The sequence below is a fragment of the Bradyrhizobium sp. NBAIM01 genome, from assembly GCF_020194115.1.
GTDB lineage: Bacteria > Pseudomonadota > Alphaproteobacteria > Rhizobiales > Xanthobacteraceae > Bradyrhizobium > Bradyrhizobium yuanmingense.
Genome location: NZ_JADYVU010000001.1, coordinates 506624 through 531677, shown reverse-complemented (window position 1 = coordinate 531677; position 25054 = coordinate 506624). Strand labels below are relative to the sequence as shown.

Annotated in this window: 25 protein-coding genes and 1 tRNA gene; 8 read left to right on the top strand and 18 right to left on the bottom strand. The window is 66.0% G+C overall.

What is annotated here, in order from left to right:
• Positions 1 to 45 precede the first annotated feature (45 nt).
• From I6F31_RS02450 to I6F31_RS02440, 3 genes are all read left to right on the top strand, one after another.
• Positions 46 to 291 carry a hypothetical protein gene (locus I6F31_RS02450; RefSeq protein WP_036003604.1) on the top strand — a complete coding sequence of 82 codons (246 nt, stop codon included), beginning with the start codon at positions 46 to 48 and terminating at the stop codon, positions 289 to 291.
• Positions 292 to 491: 200 nt separating this feature from the next.
• Positions 492 to 2228: a methyl-accepting chemotaxis protein gene (locus tag I6F31_RS02445; RefSeq protein ID WP_225139075.1), complete on the top strand. Its 1737-nt coding sequence runs from the start codon at positions 492 to 494 to the stop codon at positions 2226 to 2228.
• A gap of 256 nt (positions 2229 to 2484) precedes the next feature.
• The gene (locus I6F31_RS02440) at positions 2485 to 4173 is read left to right on the top strand and encodes a methyl-accepting chemotaxis protein (RefSeq protein WP_036038279.1); all 1689 of its coding nucleotides are present in this window, start codon (positions 2485 to 2487) and stop codon (positions 4171 to 4173) included.
• A gap of 3 nt (positions 4174 to 4176) precedes the next feature.
• On the opposite strand, the gene I6F31_RS02435 is transcribed toward I6F31_RS02440, so the two are convergent.
• From I6F31_RS02435 to I6F31_RS02410, 6 genes are all read right to left on the bottom strand, one after another.
• A complete protein-coding gene (locus tag I6F31_RS02435; RefSeq protein ID WP_225142362.1) occupies positions 4177 to 6882 on the bottom strand; it encodes a DUF2339 domain-containing protein in 2706 nt (901 codons plus the stop codon).
• Between the two features lie 111 nt (positions 6883 to 6993).
• Complete coding sequence (locus tag I6F31_RS02430) at positions 6994 to 7962, bottom strand: NAD regulator (protein WP_225146951.1); 969 nt, start codon at positions 7960 to 7962, stop codon at positions 6994 to 6996.
• Positions 7963 to 8188: 226 nt separating this feature from the next.
• On the bottom strand, positions 8189 to 8695 hold the full coding sequence (locus tag I6F31_RS02425) for a protein-tyrosine phosphatase family protein (RefSeq protein WP_036028306.1): 507 nt from the start codon (positions 8693 to 8695) through the stop codon (positions 8189 to 8191).
• A 145-nt stretch (positions 8696 to 8840) separates the two neighbouring features.
• Positions 8841 to 9455 (bottom strand): HD family hydrolase, encoded by a 615-nt coding sequence (locus I6F31_RS02420; protein ID WP_036028303.1) that lies wholly within the window; start codon positions 9453 to 9455, stop codon positions 8841 to 8843.
• Positions 9452 to 10078, bottom strand: coding sequence for a DNA-3-methyladenine glycosylase I (locus tag I6F31_RS02415; RefSeq protein WP_036003631.1), 627 nt, complete (start codon positions 10076 to 10078; stop codon positions 9452 to 9454). The genes I6F31_RS02420 and I6F31_RS02415 overlap by 4 nt, the downstream gene beginning before the upstream one ends.
• Positions 10075 to 10950, bottom strand: coding sequence for a folate-binding protein (locus tag I6F31_RS02410; RefSeq protein ID WP_225142366.1), 876 nt, complete (start codon positions 10948 to 10950; stop codon positions 10075 to 10077). The genes I6F31_RS02415 and I6F31_RS02410 overlap by 4 nt, the downstream gene beginning before the upstream one ends.
• A 97-nt stretch (positions 10951 to 11047) precedes the next feature.
• Here I6F31_RS02410 and I6F31_RS02405 point away from each other — a divergent pair, with 97 nt between their 5' ends.
• Positions 11048 to 12382: a dihydroorotase gene (locus tag I6F31_RS02405; protein ID WP_225139069.1), complete on the top strand. Its 1335-nt coding sequence runs from the start codon at positions 11048 to 11050 to the stop codon at positions 12380 to 12382.
• A gap of 156 nt (positions 12383 to 12538) precedes the next feature.
• Positions 12539 to 13408: a sulfurtransferase gene (locus I6F31_RS02400; protein WP_225146952.1), complete on the top strand. Its 870-nt coding sequence runs from the start codon at positions 12539 to 12541 to the stop codon at positions 13406 to 13408.
• 190 nt (positions 13409 to 13598) lie between these two features.
• On the opposite strand, the gene I6F31_RS02395 is transcribed toward I6F31_RS02400, so the two are convergent.
• The 4 genes from I6F31_RS02395 to I6F31_RS02380 all read right to left on the bottom strand — a co-directional run bounded on the left by I6F31_RS02395 (position 13599) and on the right by I6F31_RS02380 (position 15507).
• On the bottom strand, positions 13599 to 13865 hold the full coding sequence (locus I6F31_RS02395) for a hypothetical protein (RefSeq protein ID WP_036003643.1): 267 nt from the start codon (positions 13863 to 13865) through the stop codon (positions 13599 to 13601).
• Positions 13866 to 14130: 265 nt separating this feature from the next.
• Positions 14131 to 14508, bottom strand: coding sequence for a TIGR02301 family protein (locus I6F31_RS02390; protein ID WP_036003646.1), 378 nt, complete (start codon positions 14506 to 14508; stop codon positions 14131 to 14133).
• Between the two features lie 45 nt (positions 14509 to 14553).
• On the bottom strand, positions 14554 to 14988 hold the full coding sequence (locus I6F31_RS02385) for an NUDIX domain-containing protein (protein ID WP_036003648.1): 435 nt from the start codon (positions 14986 to 14988) through the stop codon (positions 14554 to 14556).
• A 9-nt stretch (positions 14989 to 14997) separates the two neighbouring features.
• Complete coding sequence (locus I6F31_RS02380; RefSeq protein ID WP_036003651.1) at positions 14998 to 15507, bottom strand: hypothetical protein; 510 nt, start codon at positions 15505 to 15507, stop codon at positions 14998 to 15000.
• A 63-nt stretch (positions 15508 to 15570) separates the two neighbouring features.
• Between I6F31_RS02380 and I6F31_RS02375 the strand changes: the two genes are divergently transcribed.
• A complete protein-coding gene (locus tag I6F31_RS02375) occupies positions 15571 to 16335 on the top strand; it encodes an SOS response-associated peptidase (RefSeq protein ID WP_225184620.1) in 765 nt (254 codons plus the stop codon).
• 200 nt (positions 16336 to 16535) lie between these two features.
• Here the strand turns inward: I6F31_RS02375 and I6F31_RS02370 are convergent, their stop codons facing one another.
• The 6 genes from I6F31_RS02370 to I6F31_RS02345 all read right to left on the bottom strand — a co-directional run bounded on the left by I6F31_RS02370 (position 16536) and on the right by I6F31_RS02345 (position 22453).
• On the bottom strand, positions 16536 to 17729 hold the full coding sequence (locus tag I6F31_RS02370) for a CoA transferase (protein WP_225155385.1): 1194 nt from the start codon (positions 17727 to 17729) through the stop codon (positions 16536 to 16538).
• Positions 17730 to 17764: 35 nt separating this feature from the next.
• Positions 17765 to 18694: a glycine/sarcosine/betaine reductase selenoprotein B family protein gene (locus tag I6F31_RS02365; RefSeq protein ID WP_225155386.1), complete on the bottom strand. Its 930-nt coding sequence runs from the start codon at positions 18692 to 18694 to the stop codon at positions 17765 to 17767.
• A 276-nt stretch (positions 18695 to 18970) separates the two neighbouring features.
• Positions 18971 to 19552, bottom strand: coding sequence for an NUDIX domain-containing protein (locus tag I6F31_RS02360; RefSeq protein WP_036028286.1), 582 nt, complete (start codon positions 19550 to 19552; stop codon positions 18971 to 18973).
• A gap of 9 nt (positions 19553 to 19561) precedes the next feature.
• Positions 19562 to 20008: a GNAT family acetyltransferase gene (locus I6F31_RS02355; RefSeq protein WP_225155387.1), complete on the bottom strand. Its 447-nt coding sequence runs from the start codon at positions 20006 to 20008 to the stop codon at positions 19562 to 19564.
• Complete coding sequence (locus tag I6F31_RS02350; protein WP_225184619.1) at positions 20005 to 21429, bottom strand: FAD-binding oxidoreductase; 1425 nt, start codon at positions 21427 to 21429, stop codon at positions 20005 to 20007. The genes I6F31_RS02355 and I6F31_RS02350 overlap by 4 nt, the downstream gene beginning before the upstream one ends.
• A gap of 16 nt (positions 21430 to 21445) precedes the next feature.
• Positions 21446 to 22453: an L-threonylcarbamoyladenylate synthase gene (locus I6F31_RS02345; RefSeq protein ID WP_225155389.1), complete on the bottom strand. Its 1008-nt coding sequence runs from the start codon at positions 22451 to 22453 to the stop codon at positions 21446 to 21448.
• Between the two features lie 50 nt (positions 22454 to 22503).
• Between I6F31_RS02345 and I6F31_RS02340 the strand changes: the two genes are divergently transcribed.
• Positions 22504 to 22580, top strand: a tRNA-Pro gene (locus I6F31_RS02340).
• A 349-nt stretch (positions 22581 to 22929) separates the two neighbouring features.
• Positions 22930 to 23904: a tripartite tricarboxylate transporter substrate binding protein gene (locus I6F31_RS02335; protein ID WP_036003826.1), complete on the top strand. Its 975-nt coding sequence runs from the start codon at positions 22930 to 22932 to the stop codon at positions 23902 to 23904.
• Positions 23905 to 24214: 310 nt separating this feature from the next.
• Here I6F31_RS02335 and I6F31_RS02330 read toward each other — a convergent pair whose 3' ends face one another.
• Together I6F31_RS02330 and I6F31_RS02325 are read right to left on the bottom strand one after the other, a co-directional pair.
• Complete coding sequence (locus tag I6F31_RS02330) at positions 24215 to 24511, bottom strand: hypothetical protein (RefSeq protein WP_146207753.1); 297 nt, start codon at positions 24509 to 24511, stop codon at positions 24215 to 24217.
• 158 nt (positions 24512 to 24669) lie between these two features.
• Complete coding sequence (locus I6F31_RS02325) at positions 24670 to 24996, bottom strand: hypothetical protein (protein ID WP_036003836.1); 327 nt, start codon at positions 24994 to 24996, stop codon at positions 24670 to 24672.
• Between the last annotated feature and the right edge of the window lie 58 nt (positions 24997 to 25054).

The window sequence follows — 25054 nt, the reverse complement described above, 5'->3', positions numbered from 1 at the left end:
GCAGTTTGCCCGCGCCGGGGGGCGGTCCCACGCAAGGGTTCAATCATGTCGCTCTATTTCTTCCGCATCAGCACCGGCCGTTATTCCGGCGCCGCCGACCTGCCGTACGAGTTCGAGGATCGCGCAGCCGCCTGGACCGAGATGACCGAGGTGTGCGCCAATCTGCTCAGCGGCATCGCGCGCGGCCTGAAGCCGAACGCCGAATGGTGCATGGAGCTGCTCGATGAGGACAAGCAGCCGGTCTTTCGAATCAGCCTCGTCGGCGAGGCCATCGGATGTAAAGCGTCCTAGCTCCGACTTGAAGCTGCAATTTACAACTATGACGGGATCGTTTCCTTTCGCGCTCAATCATTTAGCGTGCAAAGTCAGTATTTCTGCGAGGGATTTCGTTAACCAAATCGGAATGTGAGAAGCTCATTTTTTGGGCAATGGCGCAGTCAGGGGAAGCCGACAATGACTCGGCTGCGCGTTCCTTCGGGGGAAGCATGCCCATGTTGAGCCTAGTTCAGAATCTGAGGATCGGGACCAAGCTGGCGATTGCGTCGGCGCTCGGTGTGCTCCTGGTTGGGGCCATGATTGCAAGCCAGATGCTCGGCAATGCGGGAATTCGCGAGAGCAGCCAGAGCGCGCTTGCGCAGCAGCAGATCGCGCGCGACGCAGTCAAGGCCGAGGCTGCGGTTCGCGGCATGCAGCTCGCGGTACGAGACCTTCGTCTTGCCAATAGCCCGGCTGACATTCAGAAGGCCGTCCAGAATCTGGGCGAGCGGCAAAAATCGACGAATGCGCTGGTCGATGAAATGCTGAAGCTTTCTCACGAGGCGGAGAACCGCGCTCGGATGGAGAAACTGAGATCGCTGGCTGCGAATTACGAAAAGGCCGCGCAGCAGATCGCCGGCGTGCGCGGCGAAGCCCTGGCCGCCAGCGGTGCAGACGGAGCGGCCCGCGCTGCGAAGCTCAATGAAGACGTCGTTCGCATCGCACGCGAGGTGACCCTGCCGATTGCCGGCGAGCTCGACGTGCTGATCAGCCAGATCGCCGACTACGCAAGGCACAAATCCGAGGAGAAGAATGCCGCGGCCGCGGCACAAATGAGATCGAGCGAGCAGCTTGCGATCCTGGTCGGCGCACTCGCCATGCTCGTCCTCGTCGGCTCCTGGCTGATGTCGTTCCTGACCATCGCGCGGCCGATCCGTGCGCTCACGGTCGCCATGGACAAGCTCGCCGGCGGCGATTTCTCCGTGGTTCTGCCCGGTCTCGGCCGCAAGGACGAGGTCGGCGGCGTCGCGGCGGCCGTTGAAAAGTTCAAGGTCGTGTCGGAGCAGAAGGCGCGCGAGGACGCCGAAGCCAAGATCAGGCAGGACCAGATTGCGTCCGCGCAGCGCAAGGCCGAGATGCACAAGCTGGCTGACAGCTTCGAAGCCGCGATCGGTGAGATCGTCGATACCGTGTCCTCGGCCGCGACCGAGCTGGAAGCTTCCGCCTCGACGCTGACCGCGACCGCGGCGCGCGGCCAGGAGCTCACGACCATGGTTGCTGCCGCTTCCGAGGAAGCGTCCACCAACGTGCAGTCGGTCGCGTCGGCGACCGAAGAGCTGTCGTCGTCGATCACCGAGATCAGCCGGCAGGTGCAGGAATCCGCCCGCGTCGCCGGCGATGCGGTGAACCAGGCTCGCACCACGACCGATCGCGTCGGGGAGCTCTCCGCTGCTGCGGCGCGGATCGGCGACGTGGTCGAGCTGATCAACACCATCGCCGGCCAGACCAATCTCCTGGCGCTCAATGCAACCATCGAGGCCGCGCGCGCCGGCGAGGCAGGCCGCGGCTTTGCCGTCGTCGCTTCGGAGGTCAAGGCGCTTGCCGAGCAGACGGCGAAGGCGACCGGCGAGATCGGCCAGCAGATCGCCGGCATCCAGACCGCCACCGAGCATTCGGTCGGCGCGATCAAGGACATCAGCCACACCATCGAGAAGCTGTCGGAGATCTCCTCGACCATCGCAGCCGCGGTGGAAGAGCAGGGGGCCGCAACGCAGGAGATCTCCCGCAACGTGCAGCAGGCGGCGACGGGCACCCATCAGGTGTCGTCCAACATCACCGACGTGCAGCGCGGCGCGAGTGAGACCGGTTCGGCATCCTCGCAGGTGTTGGGCGCCGCGCAATCGCTGTCAGGCGACAGCAACCGGCTGAAGCTCGAAGTCGGAAAGTTCCTCGATACCGTCCGCGCGGCCTGACACGTGCCTTTGCGTCCGCATCGTAACGGGAGATGCCGGTGCGGCTGCAACAGAGAGTTGCAGCGAACCACGATCGCTGCGCACGAGCCGTATTTTTACGTAGCCTCCTGTTAACGCCTGTTTGCGATTATGCGCGCAATCCTTCGGGAAAAGAACCAGCCAGCATTGTTGAACTGACCTTCGCCCGGGTCGTCCGTCGTGACGTCTGCGGCGCAGATGATGTGCGCGTTGCCGGGTAATCATCGGGATTGTCGTGATGTCGAAATTGTCGATCGTCTTCAAGCTGCTGACCGTGCTGTCGGTCCTCGTGCTCTCGCTCGCCGGCGTCGGCGTGATGGCGATCGGCACGATGCAGAACATCAACGCCCATACGGTCGAGATCGCGCAGGGCTGGTTGCCGAGCGTGCGTGCGCTCGGCTCGATGCGTGCTGACATCAACGAGCTCCGCGTCGCGCTGCGTCTGCACCTGATGCAGGATACTGCCGAAGGCAAGGAGGCTGCCGAGAAGCGCCTGGCAGGTTTGCGCGAACGGATCGAGAAGACCCGCAAGATCTACGAGCCGCTGATCACGCGCGCAGAGGAGCGTTCGCTCTACGAGCAATGGACCAAGGCCTGGGCCGAGTACCTGAACGGCGTGCAGGATGTAATGGCGCTGTCGCGCAAGAGTGTCGGCCGCTTCCCGACCGATGCCAACGAGATGTTGCAGACCAAGGTCGCGAAGATGGCTCAGGCCGCCGATCCGCTGCTCCAGAAGGGCATCGAAATGAACAATCAGGGCGCCGAGCTGGAGACGAAGCAGGCCGCCGACAGCTACGCTACGATCTTCCGTGTGCTGGTCGGGATCATCGTGGCCTCCGTCGTGATCGCGATCGGCGCCGCCTACTATCTCGTGCGCGACGTCTCGCGTGGCATCGCTTCGATCATCCGCCCGATGCAGTCGCTCGGCGAGGGCGACCTTGCGGTGGAGGTGCCGCATCGCGGCGAGAAGACCGAGATCGGCTCGATGGCGGATGCGCTCCAGATCTTCAAGGAGGCGCTGATCGCCAAGAAGGCGGCCGACGCTGCGGCGGCGCGCGACGCCGAGGCCAAGATCGAACGCGGCCGACGTGTCGATGCCATCACCCGCAATTTCGAGGTCATGATCGGCGAGGTCGTCGAGACCGTATCGTCGGCTTCGACCGAGCTCGAGGCGTCCGCGGCAACGCTGAGCGGCACAGCGCAGCGCGGCCAGGAGCTCGCAACCGTCGTTGCGGCTGCGTCGGAAGAAGCTTCCACCAACGTCCAGGCCGTGGCCTCTGCTTCCGAGGAGCTGTCGTCCTCTATCACCGAGATCAGCCGCCGCGTGCAGGATTCGGCGCGGATGGCAGCGGAAGCGGTCGAGCAGGCGGCGCGGACCAACGAGCGCGTCAACGCGCTGTCGCAGGCGGCCGCCCGCATCGGCGACGTCGTCGAGCTCATCAACACCATCGCGGGCCAGACCAACCTGCTCGCGCTGAACGCGACCATCGAGGCGGCGCGCGCGGGCGAAGCCGGCCGCGGCTTTGCCGTCGTCGCCTCCGAAGTCAAGGCACTGGCCGAGCAGACCGCGAAAGCGACCGGCGAAATCGGGGCGCAGGTCTCGGGCATCCAGGCGGCGACGCAAGAATCCGTCAACGCCATCCAGGAGATCGGCGGCACCATCGAGCGGCTGTCGGAGGTGTCCGCGGCGATCGCCGCCGCCGTCGAGGAGCAGGGCGCGGCCACGCAGGAGATTTCGCGCAACGTTCAGCAGGCCTCGCTCGGCACGCAGGAAGTGTCGTCCAACATCACCAACGTGCAGCGCGGTGCGATCGAGACCGGCTCGGCCTCGAGTGAAGTGCTGTCGGCGGCGAAGTCGCTGGCGACCGACAGCACCCGCCTGAAGGTCGAGGTCGCGCAGTTCCTGGAATCGGTCCGCGCGGCCTGACGTTTAGCTGCCCGTCTGCGGCGCGGCCGGCGGCGGTGCGATCTGCCGCCGGAACAGGATACGCTGGTAGAGCCAGCCGATCGCGACCAGCACGACGCCGAGGCACATGAACGAGAGCGCCCGATAGACGCCGGTCAGCGTCCACACGTCGACGGCGAAGGCCTTGAAGATCGTCAACGCGATGACGGCGGCGGACGCCAGCCGCGCACGCTCCGAATTGACCAGGATGCCGACGCCGAGCAGCGCCACGCCAAAAGCGAGCCAGCCGATCGAATAGGTATATTGCTCGGCGCTCGTGGTGCCACCGTAGAGCAGGACCGGGCCGTGATAGAAGCGGCGGATCTCCAGCGTCACATAGGTGAGCGCGAACACCAGGGCACCACCCGCAATCGTGTTTGCATATGCGACACTGCGGTGTCCTGCCACCGCGTAGGAGAGCAGCAGCATCAGCACGGCCGGCAACGCATAGCCGAGCAGCAGCAGATTGAACACGAGGCTGCCGACATTGACGCTGGAGAGCAGCATCGGGTTCTCCAGGATCAGGAGGCCGAACACGCTGATAAAGCCGGCGATCGCCGTCAGCACGACCGCGCCGACATTGTGCACGATGCTGCGGCTGCGCAGCCGCAGGCGCTCCAGGCCGATTGCCATGGCAAGCGTGACACAGACTTGCAGCGCGAACTCGAGCAGCGAGGGCGGCGAGGTCATGCGGCCGCCGGTCGCAAAGTGCCGGATCTCCATGAAGGCGAGCAGCGCGGTGAACAGGATCGCCGCCGTCTCGACCACGCGCAGCGGCGGATCGTCGGCGCGGCGGCGCAGGAAGATGCTCGCGCCCCAGAACGAGGCGGCCGGCAGGCCATAGCCCCACAACAGCCAGTTGAAGATCGGCGTGGTCCCGACGGCATCGCCGACGATGCTCGGATCATAGACGATGCGCGCGGTGACGATCGCAGCGAAGACCGCAGCCAGCCGGCGCAGCACCGGAATCGGCCGCTGCAACGAGATCCAGGCGGTGCCGAGTGACATCAGCGCGAGCGCGATGGTGAGCCAGCCCTTCTCCAGGGCGAAGGTCAGCGCCAGCGCCAGCGCGCCGAGCGTACCGGTCGCGAACAGCGCGACCGAGGTTGCAACGCCGGGCCGTTCTTCGCGGCGCATCAGCGCTTCGGTCGCAGCGCCAAAGGCCGCAGCGAGCAGCACGGCGAGGATCGCAAACGGGATCGAGCGGTCGAGATGGGCAATGCGCGCATAGAGCGCAACCAGGATGCCGATCGGCGTCGCGACGCCCGCCGCCGACCACACCACGGGAATGATCACCGAGTTCGAGCGGCCTTGCGCGAAAAAGCCCGTGACGCCGAAACCGGCGGCGAAGATCGCGGCCGTCACCAGATGCAGCGTCACCGCGCTATCAATCGCGACCGGGCCGACGCCGGGCATCGGGCCGCCCGGCAGCACCAGCATATCGGGGTTGGCGCGCACCGCCCATTCGGCGAACACGATGAACACGGCCGCCGCGGCCGCGCCCAGCGCGCCGGTCGCCGCCGGTGCGCGCCAGGCGACGAACAGCGTGCCGCCGACGAGGAGCGTGAAGGCGATCAGCGCGAGATCCGCATGCGCGCTCGACAGCACGACCAGCATCGCGCCGAACAAATAGGCGCCAAGCGCGCCCGATGAGACCGGCTCGATCTCGCCGTCTTCCATGCTGGGCCCGAACATGAAGCCGCAGACGACGAGCAGTGCGGCGAGCACGAAGCCGGCGATGGCATGGAAGGCGTGCGGCGCGACCTGCACCTGTTCGGTATCGAGACCCGGGAAGATCCAGAGCACCGCGAAGGCAATGGTCGTGACCGCAAGCCAGCGCCATAGCCTGATGCGGGCGAGCCCGAAACTCGCGGCCGTCACGACCGCAAGATAGATGTAGAGCGCCCAATAATCCGGCTTGCCGGAGGAGACGAGGATCGGCGTCACGAAGGCGCCGACGACGCCGAGCCCGGCGAGCGCAGGGCCGTGCAGGAGCGCTGCGGCCAGCGTGCCCATCGCAACGATGCCGAGCAGCACGAAGGCCGTCGCAGGCACGAGGAAGTCGTAGAGTGCGTACGCCGCGTAGATGGTCGCGAACGCCACCGCCGTGCCGGCCGCGGTGAGGATCGCGGGAATGTTGGCGATAGGCAGCGCCGCGATGCTCGAGATGCTCTCCTTGCGCCGCGTCCATTCGCCGGCGCCAAGCAGCGCAGCGGCGAACAGGCCGCCGAGGAACACGCGCACGCCGGGGCCGAGCAGACCGGCCTCGATCGAATAGCGCACCATGAAGAAGCCGCCGAGCGCGAGCGCAAGCCCGCCGATCCACACCACCCAGCGGGTGCCGAGCCGCTCCTCGAAGCCGGGTGCTGCCTCCGGCACCGGAGGGGGCGCAGCGGCGCCCGTGCTCGGCTCGAGCGGGGGCGGCGAAATCTCTTCGGTGACGAGCGGAGGCGGCGTCGTTTCGGCTTCCGGGGCCAGCGGCGGCGGCTCTGCGGCTGCAGTCGTCGCGGGGGCTTCGGCTTGCGCCGGCATCAGCGGGGGCGGCTGCACCGGCCGCTGCGCGTAAAGCGTCTCTTCGAGCGACCTGATCCGGCGGCGCAACTCGGTCGCCTGGCTGGACGCCTTGATCGCGATCAGGAAGGAGATGATCGCAATGATCAGCGCAAAGACGTCAAACGGGCCGTCGAGCATGAAGCCTCCAGGCAATCGGCGGGCAGGGGCCGATACCACTGATATCAGGAACTTAATTTCTTGAGCATGATCTTACCGGAAAACCGCAACGCAACTTTTCCGGATCATGCTCTAGCGCCGGGAGCGAACGCGCAAGCCCGGCGCGGGCCGCTCCTGGAGCACCTCGCGGCGGAAGCGGTAGAGCGCTGCCGGCCGTCCGCCCGTCTGTGTCGACATCACCCCGGTCGGTTCGACCAGGGCTTCCATCTCGACCAGGCGGCGGAAATTCTGCTTGTGCAGGTGCCGGCCGGAGATCGCCTCCACCGTGTGCTGCAGTTCAGTGAGTGTGAATTCGGTCGGCAAAAGTTCAAAGACCACAGGACGATACTTCAGCTTTGCGCGCAGCCGCGCGATTGCCGTGGCGAGAATCCGGCGGTGGTCGAACCGCATCGAGGTCCCGAGCGGGGGAAGCGTCTTGCGCGCCAATGCCGCAGGACGGCCATCGCGGCGGGCCTCCTCGATCAGCCCGGCCTCGTAGAGCAACTCGTAGCGGTCGAGCACGCGCTCCTCGTCCCAGGGTGCGCCGTCGAGACCGAAATAGAACCGCACGCGATCCTTCCGCGGCAGTGCGCGAATCGTCTCCGCCGTCTCCTCCTCGGCCCATTCGGTCAGCGCAGGGATGATGTCGCGGGCGATGATCGCCGGCGGCTGGTCGCGCCAGTCTTCCCAGGGGAAGAAGCGATACCAGGGCGCGAAGCTCGCCGCGTTTGCGGCGAGCTCGCCGCCCGCGGGGCGCGTCAGCGCGAGATAGCCGATCGACACGATGTGGGCTCCGGTGTCGCCGGCCTCGGCATGACGGCCACGGTCGCCGAACGTGTAGAGCTGCTCGACATAGCCGAGCCGCAGCCCCGCCTGTTGCTCGACCCAGGCGCGCAGGCCGATCTCGAACGTGCGATGGCTCACCGCGTCGAACGGACCGAACGGCAGCCCGGCAAGCCGGTCAGCACCGGGTGCGGTCAGGATCAGCGGCTCGTGGTTCTCGATCGCGACGATGGCCGCGGTGAGGCCGATTTCGATTGGCGTCAGCAGCGTCTCGCTCATGCGGCTGCCGTGTCGTTGAATTGAACAGAATGCCGCTTGGTTAAGACGGCCCATCCGCGGACTCGGTGCACCTCTCCCGCTTGCGGGAGAGGTCGCGTCGCATCGACAGATGCGAGGCGGGAGAGGGCTCTATCCTCTGGGGGAGTCTTCGTCGCCGAGATACCCTCTCCCCAACCCTCTCCCGCAGGCGGGAGAGGGGGCGCACCTCCATCGTGACAACCAGCTGTCATTCGAGCTCGATCGCGAAGGGGCGGCCTTCCACCATCATCGCGCCGGGGCCCATTTCGTCGAGCGCGCGCAGCATGCGGCCGTTGCGTCCGAGTGCACGATCGGCGAGGCCGACGATGCGCCGATTGGGCGAGGCGATCGGCGAGGCCGCGCGAATCTTCCTGGCGATCTCGATCTCGTCGCGATTTGGATTAAGCGCGCAAACGGCCGCGAACGCGCTGGCGGTGGAGCGGCTGATCCCGGCGTAGCAATGCACCACCAGCGGGGCGCTGCGGTCCCAGCCGCGCACGAAGTTGAGCACCTGCTCGATATGCGTCTCCGACGGCGCGACGAAGCCGTCCATTTCCTCGGTGATGTCGTCCATCGACACCTTGAGATGGTTGGCCGGGAGCACCGACACGGGACGCGCGACCTGCTCGACATTGGCCATCACGGTCAGCACGTGGCTGGCCTTGGTGAGGCGGACGGTTTCGGGAAGCGCGGCGAGGGAACAGACGTGGATCATGGCGAACCTTTTTGCGCCCGATTATAGCGAGCGCTCGTAGGGTGGGCAAAGGCGCATCGCGCCGTGCCCACCATTTCGCAATTGCGCGCATGTCGCTTGGTTCGGTGGGCACGCTTCGCTTTGCCCACCCTACGAAGGAATAATGCTACGCAAACACGGCGCCAAACCGCTCCAGAAACTGCTTCTCGGCCCGCGCTGCGGTCCAAGGCGTCAGATAGTCGCGTCGGACGCTGTCGGAGAGACCCGGATCCTTGCCGAACAGGCGCCGCGCTTCGCTCGCGCTGAAGCCGGCGAGCTCGGTTGCCTCGAGATAGGCCGCGCCGCGATCGGCGGCCTTGATGGCCTGCGTGATGTCATCAGGCAATACCGGCGGCAAACCGAAGCGGATATGGATGGCGCCGAGCAGCCGCTTCTCGACGGCCTTGTAGTGACCGTCGAGCACCGCCTTGAACGGCGAGATCATGTCGCCGATCACATATTCCGGCGCATCATGCAGCAGGGCCGCGAGCCGGACGCGCTGGTCGACGCGGGGTATCTCATGGCGCAGCACGGTCTCTACCAGCAGCGTATGCTGTGCGACCGAAAAGATGTGCGCGCCGAGGGTCTGCCCGTTCCAGCGCGCCACCCGCGCCAGCCCGTGCGCGATGTCGCCGATTTCGATGTCGAGCGGGGAAGGATCGAGCAGGTCGAGCCGCCGGCCCGACAGCATGCGCTGCCAGGCGCGGACCTCTTCGTTGCGCGCTGCCTTCTTCGCCGTCATTTGGCCTTGAGGCGCAGCTTGCGCTGGGTCTTACTGCAAGTCGCATGACAGTGGCAGTCGACCAGGTGGTCGTTGACCATGCCGGTCGCCTGCATGAAGGCGTAGACGATCGTCGGGCCGACGAATTTGAAGCCGCGCGAGGACAGCTCCTTGGAGATCTGTACCGACAGCGGCGTCGAGGCCGGCACGCTTGCCGTGGTCTTGAACTGGTTGACCTTGGGCCGTCCGTCCATGAAGTCCCACAGCAGCTTCGAGAAGCCCGGGCCCTTCTCCATGATGTCGAGATAGGACTTTGCACTCAGGATCGCGCCTTCGATCTTGGCCTTGTTGCGCACGATACCCGCATCGTTCATCAGCGCGTGAACCTTCTTGGGCGTGTAACGCGCGATCTTCTCCGGCTGGAAATCGTCGAAGGCTTTGCGGAAATTGTCGCGCTTGCGCAGGATCGTGATCCAGGACAGGCCGGCCTGGAAGCCGTCCAGCATCAGCTTCTCGTACAGCGCGCGGTCGTCGTATTCCGGCACGCCCCATTCGGTGTCGTGATAGGCGACATAAAGCGGATCTTCGCCCGGCCAGGGGCAGCGGGTCAGACCATCGGGATGCAAGCGGGCAGCGCGGCTCATGCGGTCGGCTGCTTGGCTGGAATGCGAACGACGTCTGGTTCAGCGAGTGTCAAAGCCAGCCCCCCAGCGGTGAGCGGCTGGCCCGCATCGAGCGCGTCTGCGACACGGTCGATGCGCACCAGCGCGATTCCCTTGCCGCCAGCCGTCGAGCCGATGGTGCCGACCGGCTTGTCGCCGGCAAGAATGGTCGTGCCCGGCTCGGGCGAGGCGTCCTCGAGCAGCACCTTCACGCTGCGCGTGCGCGCGGTGCCGCGATGCTGCATGCGCGAGACGACCTCCTGGCCGACATAGCAGCCCTTGTCGAAATCGACGCCGGCGAGGCGATCCATGTTGGTCTCATGCGGGAACGCATCGCTGTACATGAAATCGAGCCCGCCGCGCGGCACGCCGAGCGCAATGCGGTGCGCCTCGTACTCGGCTGCATCGACCAGCTCGGCGCCGATGAGATCGGACAGTTTCTGCTTGAGATCTTCCTGGACCAGGATGCGGTAGCCGAGCCCCTCAGCCCGCGGATCGGCAAAGGCAAGGTCGGGCTGCGCCGTCGGCTCGCCGTCCCAGGCCGCGAGCACGCCGAGGTCGAGCTTGTCCACGGTGACCTTGGCGCGCAGCTTGTAGAATTTCAGCTTGGTGGCGAGGGTGTCCGCCAGCGCCTTGGGGCAGTCGATCAGGAACCCGCCGCCGTGGCCCGCGGACGCTTCCGTGATCAGGAAATCCACGATGATCTTGCCCTGCGGCGTCAGCAATGCGCCGAATCGCCCCAGACCAGGTTTCAGCCTGTCCAGGTCGGTGGTGACGAGGCCATTGAGGAAGTTGCGCGCATCCTCACCCGCGACTTTGATCACGCCCCGGTCGGGAAGAAACGCCGATTTCATGCGAAAATCTCTTGCGACATGTTGCTCCGGAACGTAAGCCCGCAACGCATAAACGACAAGACCTCGAGCCCTGCGCCCTGAGGATGAGAGAGGCCCAATGACCCAGCGTTTCGATGTGATCCTGAAGGGTGGCACCGTCTTCAACCAGGACGGCGAGGGCGTGCGGGATATCGGCATCACGGGCGGCCGCATCGCCGAGCTCGGTCCGCTGTCGCAAGGCTCGGCCGCCGAGGTGATCGACTGCAAGGGCCTGCACATCCTGCCCGGCGTGATGGACACGCAGGTGCATTTCCGCGAGCCCGGGCTGACGCACAAGGAAGACCTCGAGACCGGCTCGCGCAGCGCCGTGATGGGCGGCGTCACCGCCGTGTTCGAGATGCCGAACACCTCGCCGCTGACCGTGACGGAGGCCGAATTCACCGACAAGGTGAAGCGCGCCCATCACCGCATGCATTGCGATTTCGCCTTCTTCATCGGCGGCACCCGCGAGAACGTGCAGGACCTGCCTGTGCTGGAGCGCGCACCCGGCTGCGCCGGCGTCAAGGTGTTTATCGGCTCGTCCACCGGCGCGCTTTTGGTGGAGGACGACGAGAGCCTGCGCCGCATTTTCCAGGTGATCCGCCGCCGCGCCGCCTTCCACGCCGAGGACGAATACCGCCTCAACGAGCGCAAATCGCTGCGCATCGAGGGCGATGCGCGCTCGCATCCGGTCTGGCGCGACGAGACCGCGGCGCTGATGGCGACGCAGCGCCTCGTCAAGCTCGCGCACGAGACCGGCAAGCGTATTCACGTGCTGCACATCTCGACCAAGGAGGAGATCGAGTTCCTGCGCGACCACAAGGATGTCGCCTCCTGCGAGGCGACGCCGCACCATCTCACCCTGGTCGCGCCGGAATGCTACGAGCGGCTCGGCACGCTGGCGCAGATGAACCCGCCGGTGCGCGGCGCCGATCATCGTGCCGGCATTTGGCGCGGCATCGAACAGGGCATCATCGACGTGCTCGGCTCCGACCACGCCCCGCATACGCTGGAGGAGAAGCAGAAGACCTATCCCGCTTCGCCTTCCGGCATGACCGGCGTGCAGACGCTGGTGCCTGTTATGCTCGATCACGTTAATGCGGGTCGGCTTTCGCTGGCGCGCTTCGTCGACCTCACCAGCGCCGGCCCTGCGCGCCTCTACAACATGGCCTGCAAGGGCCGCATCGCCGCCGGCTACGATGCCGACTTCACCATCGTCGATCTCAAGCGCAGCGAGACCATCACCAACAAATGGGTGGCGTCCAAGGCCGGCTGGACGCCCTATGACGGCGTTCGCGTCACCGGCTGGCCGGTCGGCACCTTTATCCGCGGCCGTCGCGTGATGTGGCAGGGCGAGCTGGTGACGGCCGCGCAGGGCGAGCCGGTGCGGTTCCTGGAGACGCTGAAGCAGTAGGGTGATGTGGGGGACGCACGGGGCTTCCCCATTCGTCATTGCGAGCGCAGCGAAGCAATTCAGTCTGTCGCCGCGGAAAGACTCTGGATTGCTTCGCTGCTCTCGCAATGACGGGAGGGGCGGTCTACACTTTCTCTCGAACGGGAGTGCAGCCTGATGTCCCAACCCGCCGCCCTCATCACCACCGAGCAGCTCGCCGCCATGCTCGGCGATCCCAACCTTCGCCTCTACGACTGCACGACCTATCTTGAGCCCGCGCCGGAAGGCAGCGCCGTGCCTTATCGCGCCGTGCCCGGCGACAAGACGTTCGCCGCCGGCCACATCCCCGGCGCCGATTTCCTCGACCTGCAAGGCGAGTTCTCCGACGCCTCGTCGCAACACTTCTTCATGATGCACGATGTCGCCCAGCTGGAGGCCGCCTTCGGCCGCCACGGCCTCGATGCTGGCAAGACCATCGTGCTCTACAGCATAGGGACGATAATGTGGGCGACGCGGTTCTGGTGGATGTTGCGCGCGCTCGGCGTCGATGCCCACGTGCTCGACGGCGGCTTCGACAAATGGCAGCAGGAGGGACGGCCGACCGAGACGGGCGCACCGAAAGGCTATCCGGTGACGGCCTTCAAGGCGGCGCCGCGCCCAGGCTGCTTCGTCGACAAGGAAGCCGTGCTGGCGCGGATCGGCGATCCCGCGACCATCATCGTCAACGCGCTCGGGCCGCAGTTTCACCGCGGCCTCGAGCCGAGCCGCTATGGCCGGCCGGGCCGCGTTCCCGGCAGCGTCAACGTTCCCGCAGCCACACTCGTGAATGCCGACAAGACGCTGGCGGATCTTGCGGATGCGCAAGCGAAGTTCGCCGCCCAGGGCGTCACGCGCGACAAGAATGTGATTCTTTATTGCGGCGGCGGCATCTCGGCGACGATCGACCTCCTGCTGCTGACGCAGCTCGGCTACGACAAGCTGACGCTCTACGACGCTTCGATGGGCGAATGGGCGAGGGATCCGGCGCTGCCGATCGAGACGGACTGAGGCGCGCGTTCCCGGCTCTGTCGGGAACATCTCCCGGTCATCGCGAGATTAATGCTTGTCCGCCGGCAACGGCTTCCGTGCGATAAGAGCGGCAGACTTCGCGACGCCTTTCGCAGAGTCATTCATCCGTCAACTGGCCCCGCCCGCGTGGCGGGGTCATTTTCAGGACGGCTTACTGCTTCAGGACGGCTTACTGCCTGCAGATGCCGACCGAGAATTCGCCGTTGCGAATGCGGCCGGGAAAGCCCTCGACGAACTTTGCCACTGCGTCCTCGCCATAGGTGCCGACGAGCTCGGCGAGGGCCGCGAACAGGCTCGCCTGCGCCAGGCAGTCGCCGTCGACGCCGTCATGACGCGCCTCGGCCCAGGCCTCGTTGAGATAGCTCAGTGCGGCCTGTTTCTGCTCGTGATCGGGCAGCGGCGCGCGGGCGGGGGCGTAGGAAATCGGCTGGCTCATGAAACTCGGTCAGGCTGAGGCGCGATCCACGGCGATGCGCTGTGCGAGAGGTGTAGCACGGGCGTTAACGACCGCTAGGCCACATCTTTAAGAACGGTTAACGGCTGTGAACAAAGTCGATGACAGGGTTCCCGGCCCGCACATGCGTCGACCGCGCCGTCATTCCGGGGCGCGCCTCGCGCGAGCCCGGAATCCATCGGGCATCAGAGACGGTGGATGAATGGATTCCGGGCTCTCGCGCGCGAGCCCCGGAATGACGGGGTAGCTAGTTCGCGTAGCGCGCCGTGAGATCGCGCGAGATCTTCGAGCCTTCCTCGATGTAGCGGCGGATCGCCACCATCGCGGCCGGCGTGCAGCTGCGATAGGTCTGCTGAAAACCGTTATAGCCGCGGTTGAAGCCGGCGATCATGCGGGTGCGGCGCTCGCCGGAGGGGGTCTCGGCATCGATCAGCGCCTGCATCTCATTGCGCCATTTGTTACCCTCGTTGGCCCCGCAGATGCCGCGCAGATAGTGCAGGCCGCCGAGGATCTCGGCCAGCCGCTGCAGTTCGCCGTCAAACGGCGCCGCCACGTCCTGGGCCCTCGCAGGCACGGAGGCGCAGGCGAGAATCAGGACAAAAATGGCCAGAAATCGCGACGACATCGGCGGCTGTATGCCCCCTCGGGACGGCTGGCGCAAGGCGGGCGGTCAGGCTCCAAGCAGCCGGTGAGCGGACAGGATGACCTCCTCGAGCCCCCCGGTCAGCTTGAGGTCGCCGAGGCTTGCCAGGGCGCCAGGGGCGATCCAGCGGTGATCGTCGAGCTCGTCGTTCAGCGCCGGCTCCCGGGCCGTCCAGCGCGCGGCAAAGGACATGATCAGGTAATGGCCGGCGCCGGCAGCGGCCGGCAGCACCTCGCGCCAGCCGGCGAGGCCAATGATCTCGATGCAAAGGCCGGTTTCCTCGTCGACCTCGCGGCTCAGGGCCTGATGCAGCGATTCGCCGAACTCGACCCGGCCACCCGGCAGCGAATAGAAGCCCTTGGCCGGCGAGCGGGCGCGGCGGACCAGTAGCACCTTGCCGTCGCGGAAGATCGCCGCGCTGACCGCAAGCTGGGGATGGGCAGGATGGACGATTGCGGCCAATCGCGTCACCTATCCGGATGAGTTCGCCATGATGGTGTCGACGTCGGCTTCCGCCCCGCCATTGATGATGCCGCCGCAGGCTGCGATCAGGGGCTTGACCCAAAGCGTGGCCTGCTCGGCGAGGCGGACCCGCGTCGTGTCCTTCTCGACCTCGCGCATAGCCGAGCCGACCGCGGTCAGAATCGAGGTCATGGTATCCGTCAAGTGGTCGAACTGGGCACGCACGTTGGGATCGGCTTTCTCATAGGCTTCGATCGCCAAATCCCGCGCCTTGAAATTCGACGCCGTGAAATGCTCGGCATAGGACAGCGGCGTCCAGGTCAGGAAGTCCTCGGCGCATTCCGGCATATCTGGCACCATTTCGAGCAGCATCACGGCTTCATTGAAATGGTTGAGATAGTCGGTGGCAAGCCCGGTGCGCGGATTGATGTTGGCCACGCGCAGCCGTTCGGCCCAGGCGGTCGCCTCAGGGCCCGTCTGTACATGCGTCCGCGCGGGTTGGGAGGCCGTTGAGCTCATCTGCCGCAGTGTTAACGTTCGGGGTTAAAAGGACCTGAACGGACCCTATATAGGCCTCCAAGGATGTGTGGACGCTTCGTCATAACTTCGGCCCCCGCGGCTTTGCGGCAACTGTTCGGCTATGTCGAGCAGCCGAATTTCCCGCCCCGGTACAATGTCGCGCCGACACAACCGATTCCGGTGGTGCTGCTCGAGAACGGCGCGCGCCATTTCCGTCTGATGCGCTGGGGCCTGTTGCCCGGCTGGGTCAAGGACCCCCGCGGGTTCACGCTCCTGATCAATGCCCGTTCCGAGACGGTGCTGGAGAAGCCCGCCTTCAAGAATGCGATTCGCCGCCGGCGCGGCCTGATCCCGGCCGATGGTTATTACGAATGGAAGACGGAAGCCGGCCGCAAGCAGCCCTTCTTCATCCACCGCGCCGACGGTGAGCCGCTCGGTTTTGCCGCTGTGTTCGAGACCTGGGTCGGGCCGAACGGCGAGGAACTCGACACGGTCGCGATCGTCACCGCCGGGGCAGGCGAGGATCTCGCCGCGCTGCATGACCGTGTGCCCGTCACCATCAGCCCGCGCGACTTCGAGCGCTGGCTCGACGGCAACGGCGACGAGATCGATGCAATCCTGCCGCTGATGAGGGCCCCGCGCGTCGGAGAATTCGCCTGGCACCCGGTCTCCACCCGCGTCAACCGCGTCGCCAATGACGACGAGCAGCTCGTGCTGCCGATCAGTGCGGAGGAGATCGAGGCGGAAGCCGAGGCGGCGAAGCCGAAGAAGGCGGTGCGGAAGACTGCGGCAGCGTCATCAGATGACGGGCAGGGGTCGTTGTTCTAGGTGCGGTGCCGCCACTCACTCCGCTGTCGTCCCGGACAAGCGCGCCCAAAGCGCGCGCCGATCCGGGACCCATAGCCACAGGATGAGGTTATGGCGCAAACTGTTCACCACGAGTCTCGTCAAACGCGATCCTGTGGTTATGGGTCCCGGGTTCGCGCTACGCGCGCCCCGGGACGACGACTGAGTGTGAGGCGCTGCCGTCACACAATCTCCCGCGCCCTCAAGCCCGCGATCTCCGCCGCATCGAATCCCAGCTCGCCCAGCACCGCGTCCGTATCCGCGCCCAGCTCCGGCGCCATGCGATCCAGCCTGCCGCCGCCATGGGCCAGCTTGAAGCCGCTGCCGGCAAAGCGCAGGCGGCCGTATTCCGTGTCCAGCTCCTGGATCGCGCCGCGCGCCTTGATTTGGGGATGGTCGATGACCTCCTCGACCTTCCAGATGCTGGCGCAGGGCGCGCCGGCGTCCTCCAAGATCGTCTCCCATTCGCGTGCCGGCCGTTTCGCTAGCGCCTGCTCGATGATGGCGCGCAGCGCGCCCTCGTTCTCGTTGCGCGAGAACCAGTCGGCAAAGCGCGGATCTGACAGCGTATCCTCGCGGCCGAGCGCAGCCATCAGCGCGCGGTACTGCTTCTCGTTGTTGACGGCGAGCAGGATATGGCCGTCGCCGCACTTGAACAAATTCGCCGTGGTCCGGCGGCTCACCGCCTGATTGCCCGATAGCTGCTGTCGATGTCCGGCGACCGACCAGTCGGCGATCTGGCCCGAGAGAAACGCCAGCGTCGCCTCCAGCATGGAGACGTCGATCAGCTGCCCCTTGCCGGTGCGGTCGCGCTGGTAGAGCGCGCTGGACACGCCGAACGCAGCGGTGGCGCCCGAGAGCACGTCGCACACGGCAAAGCCCGCGCGCGTCGGCCCCGTCTCGGGGTGGCCGGTGATCGCCATGATCCCCGACAGCGCCTGCATCTTGCCGTCATAGCCGGGCCGCAGGCGATCCGGCCCGGTCTGGCCGAAACCCGACACCGCGCAATAGATCAGCTTTGGGTTGATCGCGGACAGCGCCTCATAGCCGATGCCGAGCTTGTCCATCACGCCGGGGCGGAAATTCTCCATGACCACGTCGACGCGGCCTGCGAGCTTCTTCACGATCGCGATCGCCTCCGGGTTCTGCAGATCGAGCGTCAGGCTGCGCTTGTTGCCGTTGACCGCCTGGAATGCCGGCGCCAGACCGCGCTCGGCCCATTCGCGGCTGAGCGGCGTGCGGCGCATGTCCTCGCCCTCGCGCCGCTCGATCTTGATGACGTCGGCGCCGAGCAGCGCGAGCTGATAACTCGCATAGGGGCCGGCCAGCACTTGCGTAAAATCCAGGATCTTCACGCCCTCGAACGGTCGCGTCACCTCGCTCTCCCTCGGCTTATTGTTGTTGGAGGACGTCAGGCGGCGCGGTTGCCGCGCGCGATCTCCTTCTGCTTGTCGAACTCGGCGCGGCGGCGAGCCAGCTCTTCGGGCGAGAGCTGCGCAACGTTGTTGTAGTCGAGCTTCCAGGAGGCGTCCTCGCTCCAGCGCAGCGGCGATTGCATCGTGGTCTGCGGACCGCTCGCGCTCTCCAGCAGCCGGAGCGCGAGCTCGAGCGTCTGGGCCTGCGACGCGATGTCGTGCGGCTTGCCGGCGGAATTGCCGAGCGGGAAGTCGGAGAACAGGAAGCGCGGCACGGCCGCGTGCTCGATGATGTCCTTGGCGCAACCCATGACCACGGTCGGGATGCCGTTGCGCTCCAGGTGCCGCGCCACCAGTGCGGTGGTCTGGTGGCAGACCGGGCAGTTCGGCACCAGCACCGCGACGTCGACCTTGTCCGCGAGGCAGCGTGCCAGGATCTCCGGCGCGTCGGTGTCGAGCGTGACGCGATGGCTGCGGTTGGTCGGCGCGCCGAAGAAGCGCGGCGCGACCTCGCCGATGCGGCCGGCCGCGGATGCCTTCAATAACTGCGGCAGCGGAAACCAGGTGCCGCTGTCGGTGGCTGAGGTGTGCTTACGGTCGTAGCCGATGTGCGAGATGCGCAGATCGTGCTTTTTCGACGTGTCGCCGTCATAGACCTGATAAAACTTCGCGCTGCCATTATACGCCGCGCCCGGCCCCTGGTCGCCCTTGGCCGGATCGTAGGGCGCCGCGGTGGTGATGATGGTGACGCGCGATTGGGCCAGCGTTTTTTTCAGCGGCTGGAACGGTGCCTCGGTGTAATGCGCCCAGCGGTACGGCGTGGTGTAGCCGATCGCCGCGTAATAATCCCGGGTGCGCTGCATGTAGGGGACGGGGGAATCGTAGTCGGGCGCAAAGCCGAATTCATCGTCGCGCGGAGCGGACATGGCGCGTCTCCTGGTTGTTGGTTGACGACAGACTAGAGATAGTTTTGCGGTTGCTCAACCGGGGGGGAGCGGCGGCGCAGGTCTGAATTGCAGGCTTGATAGAGCGAGCTGCGCTCCTCCCCTCTCCCCTTGTGGGAGAGGGTGGATCGCCGCATAGCGGCGAGACGGGTGAGGGGTATCCATCCTCACGAACGATCTCACAAGTGGAGAGAACCCCTCATCCGGCGCTTCGCGCCACCTTCTCCCACAAGGGGAGAAGGAAGGACAGCCGCAAGGTCACCTGAACACATGCAGCGCCACATACTGCAGCAGCATGATCGCCTTGGCGTCGATGATGCGGCCGTCGGCGATCATCGCGAGAGCTTCGTCAATGGAGAGCTCCAGCACCTCGATGTCCTCGCCCTCGTGCTCCAGGCCGCCGCCGTCGCTGACGCGCATCTCGGGCTCGTATTCGGCGACGAAGAAATGCAGCTTCTCGGTGATGGCGCCGGGGCTCATGAAGGCCTCGAACACCTTGTGGACATGGTGCAGGCGATAGCCGGTCTCTTCCTCCGCCTCGGCGCGGATGCGCTCCTCGGGCTCGGCGTTGTCGAGCACGCCGGCGGCGGCCTCGATCAAGAGGTCGTCGTAACCGCGGATGAAGGCCGGAAGGCGGAACTGGCGCACCAGGATCACGGTCCGCCGCGCGAGATTATATGGCAGCACGGCGGCGGCGTTGTCGCGCTCATAGGTCTCGCGATGCTGGGTCTGCCACTCGCCACTCGCGCGCCGATATTCGAAGGTCGTGGTCTTCAGCGTGGTCCAACCGTCCGAGAGCACGCGGACGTCCTTGATGCGGACGCGGTCGGAAAGGGTCATGGCTGGATCTCAATTGCTTGGCGTGGTCGCACGGCCGTCGAGCCACTTCTGGAACATCAGGGATGTCGATAGCTCGAAGCCGAGCGAGCCATAGAACGCGTTGGCCTGCGCGTTCTCGCGACGGACCAGGAGCTGCAGCTTCAAAATCCCGGCGCTTCGCAGCCAGTCCTCGGCCGCCGCCATGATGATGCGGCCATAGCCGCGCTTCTGACAGCTGGGATCGACGGCGACGTAATAGACCCAGCCGCGATGGCCGTCATGGCCGACCATCACGGTGGCGACGATCGCGCCATTGTCGCGGCCGACCAGCACGGTGGAATTGTCGCGCCGCCGCGCTAGTGCGATGTCGGCATGCGGGTCGTTCCAGGGGCGCGTCAGGCCGCAGCGCTGCCACAGCGCGACCACGCCCTCGACGTCGGCATCGGTGATCGCATCGATCGCAAGGGAAGCGCTCACAGCACCTTCCCCGGATTCATGATGCCGAGCGGATCGAGCATCGTCTTGATGGAGCGCATCAGCTCGATCGCGGTTTTGTCCTTCACCTCGGGGAGCTCGTCGCGCTTGAGCACGCCGATGCCGTGCTCGGCCGAGATCGAGCCGCCCATGCGCAGCACGATCTCGAACACCACCGCGTTCACATCATGCCAGCGCGCGAGGAAATCGGCGGTGTCGGCGCCGATCGGCTGGCTGACGTTGTAATGCAGATTGCCGTCGCCGAGATGGCCGAACGGCACCGGCCGGGCGCCGGGGATCAGCTTCACCACGGCCGCATCGGCTTCCGCGATGAATTCGGGCACGGCCGCAACCGGGACGGAGATGTCGTGCTTGATCGAGCCGCCTTCCGGCTTCTGCGCCGCCGACATCTCGTCGCGCAGCTTCCAGAACGCGCCGCGCTGGGCGAGGCTCGCCGCGATCACGGCGTCGTCGACGATCTCCTCCTCCATGGCACGGCCGAGGATCGTCTCCAGCGTGCGGGCATCCTCGCTCGGCGATGACAATTCCATCAGCACGTACCAGGGATGCTTCTCTGCGAGCGGATCGCGCACGTCGATGCCGTGGCGGACCGAGAAATCCACCGCCAGCTCCGACAGCAGCTCGAAGCTCGTCAGCGCATTGGCGGCTTCGCCTTGCGCGATGGTGAGCAGCCTCAGCGCCGCCGCCGGCGATTTCAGCCCGACGAAGGCGGTCTCGATCGCCCGCGGCTTCGGAAACAGTTTCAGCGTCGCCGCGGTGATGATGCCGAGCGTGCCTTCGGCGCCGATGAAGAGGTTGTGTAGATTGTAGCCGGTGTTGTCCTTCTTCAGCTTTGACAGCGAATTGAGCACGCGCCCATCGGCGAGCACCACTTCGAGGCCCAGCGCCATCTCGCGCGCGACGCCATAGGCGAGCGCCGCGGTGCCGCCGGCATTGGTCGAGAGATTGCCGCCGATGGTGCAGCTGCCTTCCGCGCCGAGCGACAGCGGAAACAGCCGATCGATCTCGGAGGCCTTGGCTTGCGCGATCTGCAGCACCACACCGGCTTCCACCGTCATGGTGTTGGACGCGGTGTCGACCTCGCGGATCTTGTCGAGCCGGCGCAGCGACACCACCACCTCGCCATTGTGCGGCGTCTGGCCGCCGACGAGCCCGGTGTTGCCGCCCTGCGGCACCAGCGCGATGTTGTGCGCGGAGGCGAGCTTGCAGATCGCGGAAACCTCCGCCGTCGAGCCCGGGCGCAGCACCAGCGGCGAGCGGCCGTGGAACAGATTGCGCTCCTCGGTGACGTAAGGCTCGATGTCAGTCGGGTCGGTGATGGCGTGGCGGTCGCCGACGATCTTGCGGAATTGCTCGATCAATTCGGGCGCAAGCGGCGGGGTGGCAGGCTTGTTGATGTTCATGTCCTCGTCTCTTGCTTCAACGCGCCACCGCGGCGCGGCGCAGCCGGTCGTTGATCGCCTCGCCCAGACCATCTTCGGGAATCGGCATCACCGCAATCGCCCGCGGCGCTTTCGCATCGAGGCTGCGAAGATAGCCGAACAGATTGGCCGCGGCTTCATCGAGATCGGCGGTGGGCGACAAATTCATGACGGCCGAGGCGGCGTCAAGGCCGGGCAGGCGCTCCGGGCCGAACGCCAGCAGCGCGTCGCCCGGCGCGACCTCACGTGCATTGAGCCGCACATGGGCGCGCGGTGCGTAGTGCGAGGCCAGCATGCCCGGGGCCAGCGGCTGGCTGTCGTCGCTGCCAGCCTCCGCCGGCGGCCGCGTCAGCTTCGCGCCCAGCACCGCCTCGATCCGCTCGCGCGAGAGCCCACCGGGACGAAGCAGCATCGGCGCGTCGAAGCAGCCGACAATCGTGGATTCAACGCCGACCGTAACAGGCCCGCCGTCGATGATCAGGTCGATCCGCCCGGCAAGGTCGCTCTCGACATGCGCGGCCAGCGTCGGCGAGACGTGGCCGGAGATGTTGGCCGAGGGCGCCACCACGGCGCCGCCGAAGGCGCGCAGGATCGCCTGCGCGACGGGATGGGCGGGGATGCGGATCGCCACCGTGTCGAGGCCAGCGGTGGCGAGATCCGCCACCGTGCAGTCCTCGGCCTTCGGCACCACGAGCGTCAGCGGCCCCGGCCAGAACGCCTCCGCAAGCGCCAGCGCCCGCGCATCGAACCGCCCGATCCGCCGCGCGGCCTTGAGGTCCGCGACATGCGCGATCAGCGGATTGAACGCCGGCCGGCCCTTGGCGGCGTAGAGATGGGCGATCGCGACCGCATTGGCAGCATCCGCCCCGAGCCCGTAGACCGTCTCGGTCGGAAACGCGACCAGCCCGCCGGCCGCAAGTCGCCGGGCGGCGGCTTCCGCGCCGGCTTCGCCGGCCGGCAATATCAGCGTTTCGACACCCGTCTTCACAGGGATAAAATTCCTCATCTCGGCCGCTTGCAGTGCGTCAAGCCCGACGCTATAAGCCGCCTTCTTGTCGGAGTGTGGCTCAGCCCGGTAGAGCACTGCGTTCGGGACGCAGGGGTCGCAGGTTCGAATCCTGCCACTCCGACCATTCTTCCAAAAGTCGACGTTTTCCAGAGTCTTGGCAGCCCGGCTGCCGGCGCGTCAGGACGCCTTTTTGCAACGATTTCGGGATTGGGTCCACGGCCGATTTGGCGGGGCAGGGTGGCCTGTCGCGGTAGCATGGCTTGCCAGAAGCGAGCGCCGGCGGTTCCGACTTGCGGAGCTAGGTCAGGGGCCTACCGCCGCGCCATCAGCACACCCACCAAAAACGCCACCATCAGCGCCGGGCCGTGGTGCCTCGCCGGTTGCCCTCCAGTCATCCCGACGGCTAGATGAGTCCCAAGCTGATCGCGCGCCTGAGGCGCGATCGGCCAATAACAAAAACAGGGCTGGAAATCATGAACAATAAAATCATCGCGCTCGCTACGGCTTTTGGCTTCGCGGCCTGCGGGTCGGCATGGGCCGCGTGGCCCGACGACAAGCCGATCGAAGTCGTCGTCGGCTTTGCGCCCGGCGGCGGCACCGATGTCATGGCGCGCAAGCTCCTTCCCTTTGTCGAGCGTGTGCTGGGCGGCAAGGCGAAGTTCGTCGTCCTGAACAAGCCCGGCGCCGGCGGAGAGATCGCGTTTGCGTCGATCGCGCGCGCGGCGCCCGAGGGCTATTCGATCGGTGTCGTCAACGTGCCAGGCTACAACTTCCTGCCGATGACCCGCAAAACCCAATACACCACGGATGAAATCCGGCTGGTCGCTCGCGTCGTCGAAGATCCGAATGTCATGGTGGTGCCTGCCGATAGCAGATTCAGCAATCTGCCGGATGTCGTTGCCGCACTGCGCAGCAAGCCGGGCTCGGTGACCTTCGGTCACAATGGTGCCGGCACGAACGGTCATCTGGCCATTCGCATGCTTGCGGCAGCCGCGAAAGTCGAGCCCAACGAGATCTCCTACAGAGGAACGGCCGCACAGCGGACCGATCTCCTGGGCGGGCATCTGGACGTCGGCATGGTCACCCTCAGCGAGATCCCCGAATTGCATGGCACCAACAAGGGGCCACTTCGTGTCATCGCGATCCTGTCGAAGAAGCGCTTTCCATCGCTGCCGGGCGTTCCGACGGCAGAGGAGGCGGGCTTTCCGGTCATGACGACGGCGGAACGCGGCTTCGCGGTCCCGAAGAGCGTTCCGGACGACGTCGTTAGGAAGCTGGAAACCGGGATTGCCGAAGCGCTGCGCAATCCCGAGTTCGTGACGAGCTCGCCCGGCGACGAGCCGGTGATCGCCTTCCTGCCTGGCGCCGAGTGGCAGAAACATCTCGACGATATGTCCGCAGCTTTACGTCCTTACGCCGAGCAGATGCGAGCAGACGGGCAGAAGTGATCGATCCTTCCGTAGCCGGCGGCTGTTGGGAGACTACCGCCGCGCCACCAGCACGCCCAGCAGAAACGGCATTGGGCCGGCTCTCAAAACCAGAGGACGAAGCCGCCCTAGTGTGGATATCGTCGCAAGTCGTGACTTTCACGATTCCTCGCTCTCGATTCGCACTCCGAATTTTAGCGGAAATTAGCTGACAACCTACTTCTGCAGCTCGCCTCGGTGCTGCGGAGCAATCCCTGCTGGTGCGCCCCGCCAACGCAAACGGCGCGGCCGTGATCGACCGCGCCGCTGTGATCTTCTGATGTGAAGGGCCCTATTCTTCGTAGGGTGCGTAGGCTGATGTGCCCCAGCGAGGCCCGTCATAGCCGTAACCCGGGCCCGGGTAACCGTAGGTGTTGGTGGGGTGCCAATCGCCGATGCGCTGGCATTGGCCGATGCCGGCCATCAACTGGCCGCCGCTCATGGCGGGCCCGGCGGCGCCGACTGCTTCTCCAGCCGGTGGGGTGCACGGGCCGGGACCGCGTCCCGCAGCGAGGCTGGGGCTTACAGTTGCGAGCGGCAAAATCGCGGCCAGAGTTGCGGCGACGCTCACGAGTTTCGTACGTGTCATGGTTGTCTCCATGTTCGAGGCTTAACGGGGGACCAATCCCTCCTGCCGCGAGACGTTCCGCGCGGAACGGTCGCGTTTTCCCGAGCAAAAAAGGTTTCCTCGGGTTTCACGGAACGCCGCGATTTCCATTGACGTGAGCGCGTCATCGCGAGCGCGCATCATCTGCGAGCGACCAGCACACCGACCAGAAAGGCCACCAGCAGCGACGGCAGCGGGGCGTCGCGCACCATGCCGCGGACGACGTCTTGCCAGTGCTGCTCCGGCACCAGTCTCGGCGATCGCACGTTGGGCGCGGGCTGGATACCCCAGTGTGATGCGAGCTCGGCGACCTCGCTTTGCGCGAGGCGCACGCCGTCGCGGACGCGATAGATCGCGGCCTCGGACCGCTCACGCGGTGCGAGCAGCATCAAGGTCTCGACCGCGGTGCGCAGCGTCATCTCGCCGTAGCCTTGCAGCCTGACCTGCTCCTCGGGATCGGACGTCATGCAAAATCCCTCACAGCGTCAAATTCTTCACAATGAGAAATGGCGCGCGATGGTGAAG

Excerpts from the sequence above, each read along its gene's own strand:
- I6F31_RS02425 (WP_036028306.1), bottom strand. The coding sequence starts at position 8,695 with ATGATCCACGTCTGTTCCCTCGCCGCGCTTCCCGAAACCGTCCGCCTC.
- I6F31_RS02375 (WP_225184620.1), top strand. The coding sequence starts at position 15,571 with ATGTGTGGACGCTTCGTCATAACTTCGGCCCCCGCGGCTTTGCGGCAA.
- I6F31_RS02440 (WP_036038279.1), top strand. The coding sequence starts at position 2,485 with ATGTCGAAATTGTCGATCGTCTTCAAGCTGCTGACCGTGCTGTCGGTC.
- I6F31_RS02395 (WP_036003643.1), bottom strand. The coding sequence starts at position 13,865 with ATGAGCCAGCCGATTTCCTACGCCCCCGCCCGCGCGCCGCTGCCCGAT.
- I6F31_RS02445 (WP_225139075.1), top strand. The coding sequence starts at position 492 with ATGTTGAGCCTAGTTCAGAATCTGAGGATCGGGACCAAGCTGGCGATT.
- I6F31_RS02410 (WP_225142366.1), bottom strand. The coding sequence starts at position 10,950 with ATGAAATCGGCGTTTCTTCCCGACCGGGGCGTGATCAAAGTCGCGGGT.
- I6F31_RS02435 (WP_225142362.1), bottom strand. The coding sequence starts at position 6,882 with ATGCTCGACGGCCCGTTTGACGTCTTTGCGCTGATCATTGCGATCATC.
- I6F31_RS02345 (WP_225155389.1), bottom strand. The coding sequence starts at position 22,453 with ATGAGGAATTTTATCCCTGTGAAGACGGGTGTCGAAACGCTGATATTG.
- I6F31_RS02430 (WP_225146951.1), bottom strand. The coding sequence starts at position 7,962 with ATGAGCGAGACGCTGCTGACGCCAATCGAAATCGGCCTCACCGCGGCC.
- I6F31_RS02405 (WP_225139069.1), top strand. The coding sequence starts at position 11,048 with ATGACCCAGCGTTTCGATGTGATCCTGAAGGGTGGCACCGTCTTCAAC.
- I6F31_RS02330 (WP_146207753.1), bottom strand. The coding sequence starts at position 24,511 with ATGACACGTACGAAACTCGTGAGCGTCGCCGCAACTCTGGCCGCGATT.
- I6F31_RS02350 (WP_225184619.1), bottom strand. The coding sequence starts at position 21,429 with ATGAACATCAACAAGCCTGCCACCCCGCCGCTTGCGCCCGAATTGATC.
- I6F31_RS02335 (WP_036003826.1), top strand. The coding sequence starts at position 22,930 with ATGAACAATAAAATCATCGCGCTCGCTACGGCTTTTGGCTTCGCGGCC.
- I6F31_RS02365 (WP_225155386.1), bottom strand. The coding sequence starts at position 18,694 with ATGTCCGCTCCGCGCGACGATGAATTCGGCTTTGCGCCCGACTACGAT.
- I6F31_RS02420 (WP_036028303.1), bottom strand. The coding sequence starts at position 9,455 with ATGACGGCGAAGAAGGCAGCGCGCAACGAAGAGGTCCGCGCCTGGCAG.
- I6F31_RS02380 (WP_036003651.1), bottom strand. The coding sequence starts at position 15,507 with ATGAGCTCAACGGCCTCCCAACCCGCGCGGACGCATGTACAGACGGGC.
- I6F31_RS02390 (WP_036003646.1), bottom strand. The coding sequence starts at position 14,508 with ATGTCGTCGCGATTTCTGGCCATTTTTGTCCTGATTCTCGCCTGCGCC.
- I6F31_RS02400 (WP_225146952.1), top strand. The coding sequence starts at position 12,539 with ATGTCCCAACCCGCCGCCCTCATCACCACCGAGCAGCTCGCCGCCATG.
- I6F31_RS02360 (WP_036028286.1), bottom strand. The coding sequence starts at position 19,552 with ATGACCCTTTCCGACCGCGTCCGCATCAAGGACGTCCGCGTGCTCTCG.
- I6F31_RS02450 (WP_036003604.1), top strand. The coding sequence starts at position 46 with ATGTCGCTCTATTTCTTCCGCATCAGCACCGGCCGTTATTCCGGCGCC.
- I6F31_RS02415 (WP_036003631.1), bottom strand. The coding sequence starts at position 10,078 with ATGAGCCGCGCTGCCCGCTTGCATCCCGATGGTCTGACCCGCTGCCCC.
- I6F31_RS02325 (WP_036003836.1), bottom strand. The coding sequence starts at position 24,996 with ATGACGTCCGATCCCGAGGAGCAGGTCAGGCTGCAAGGCTACGGCGAG.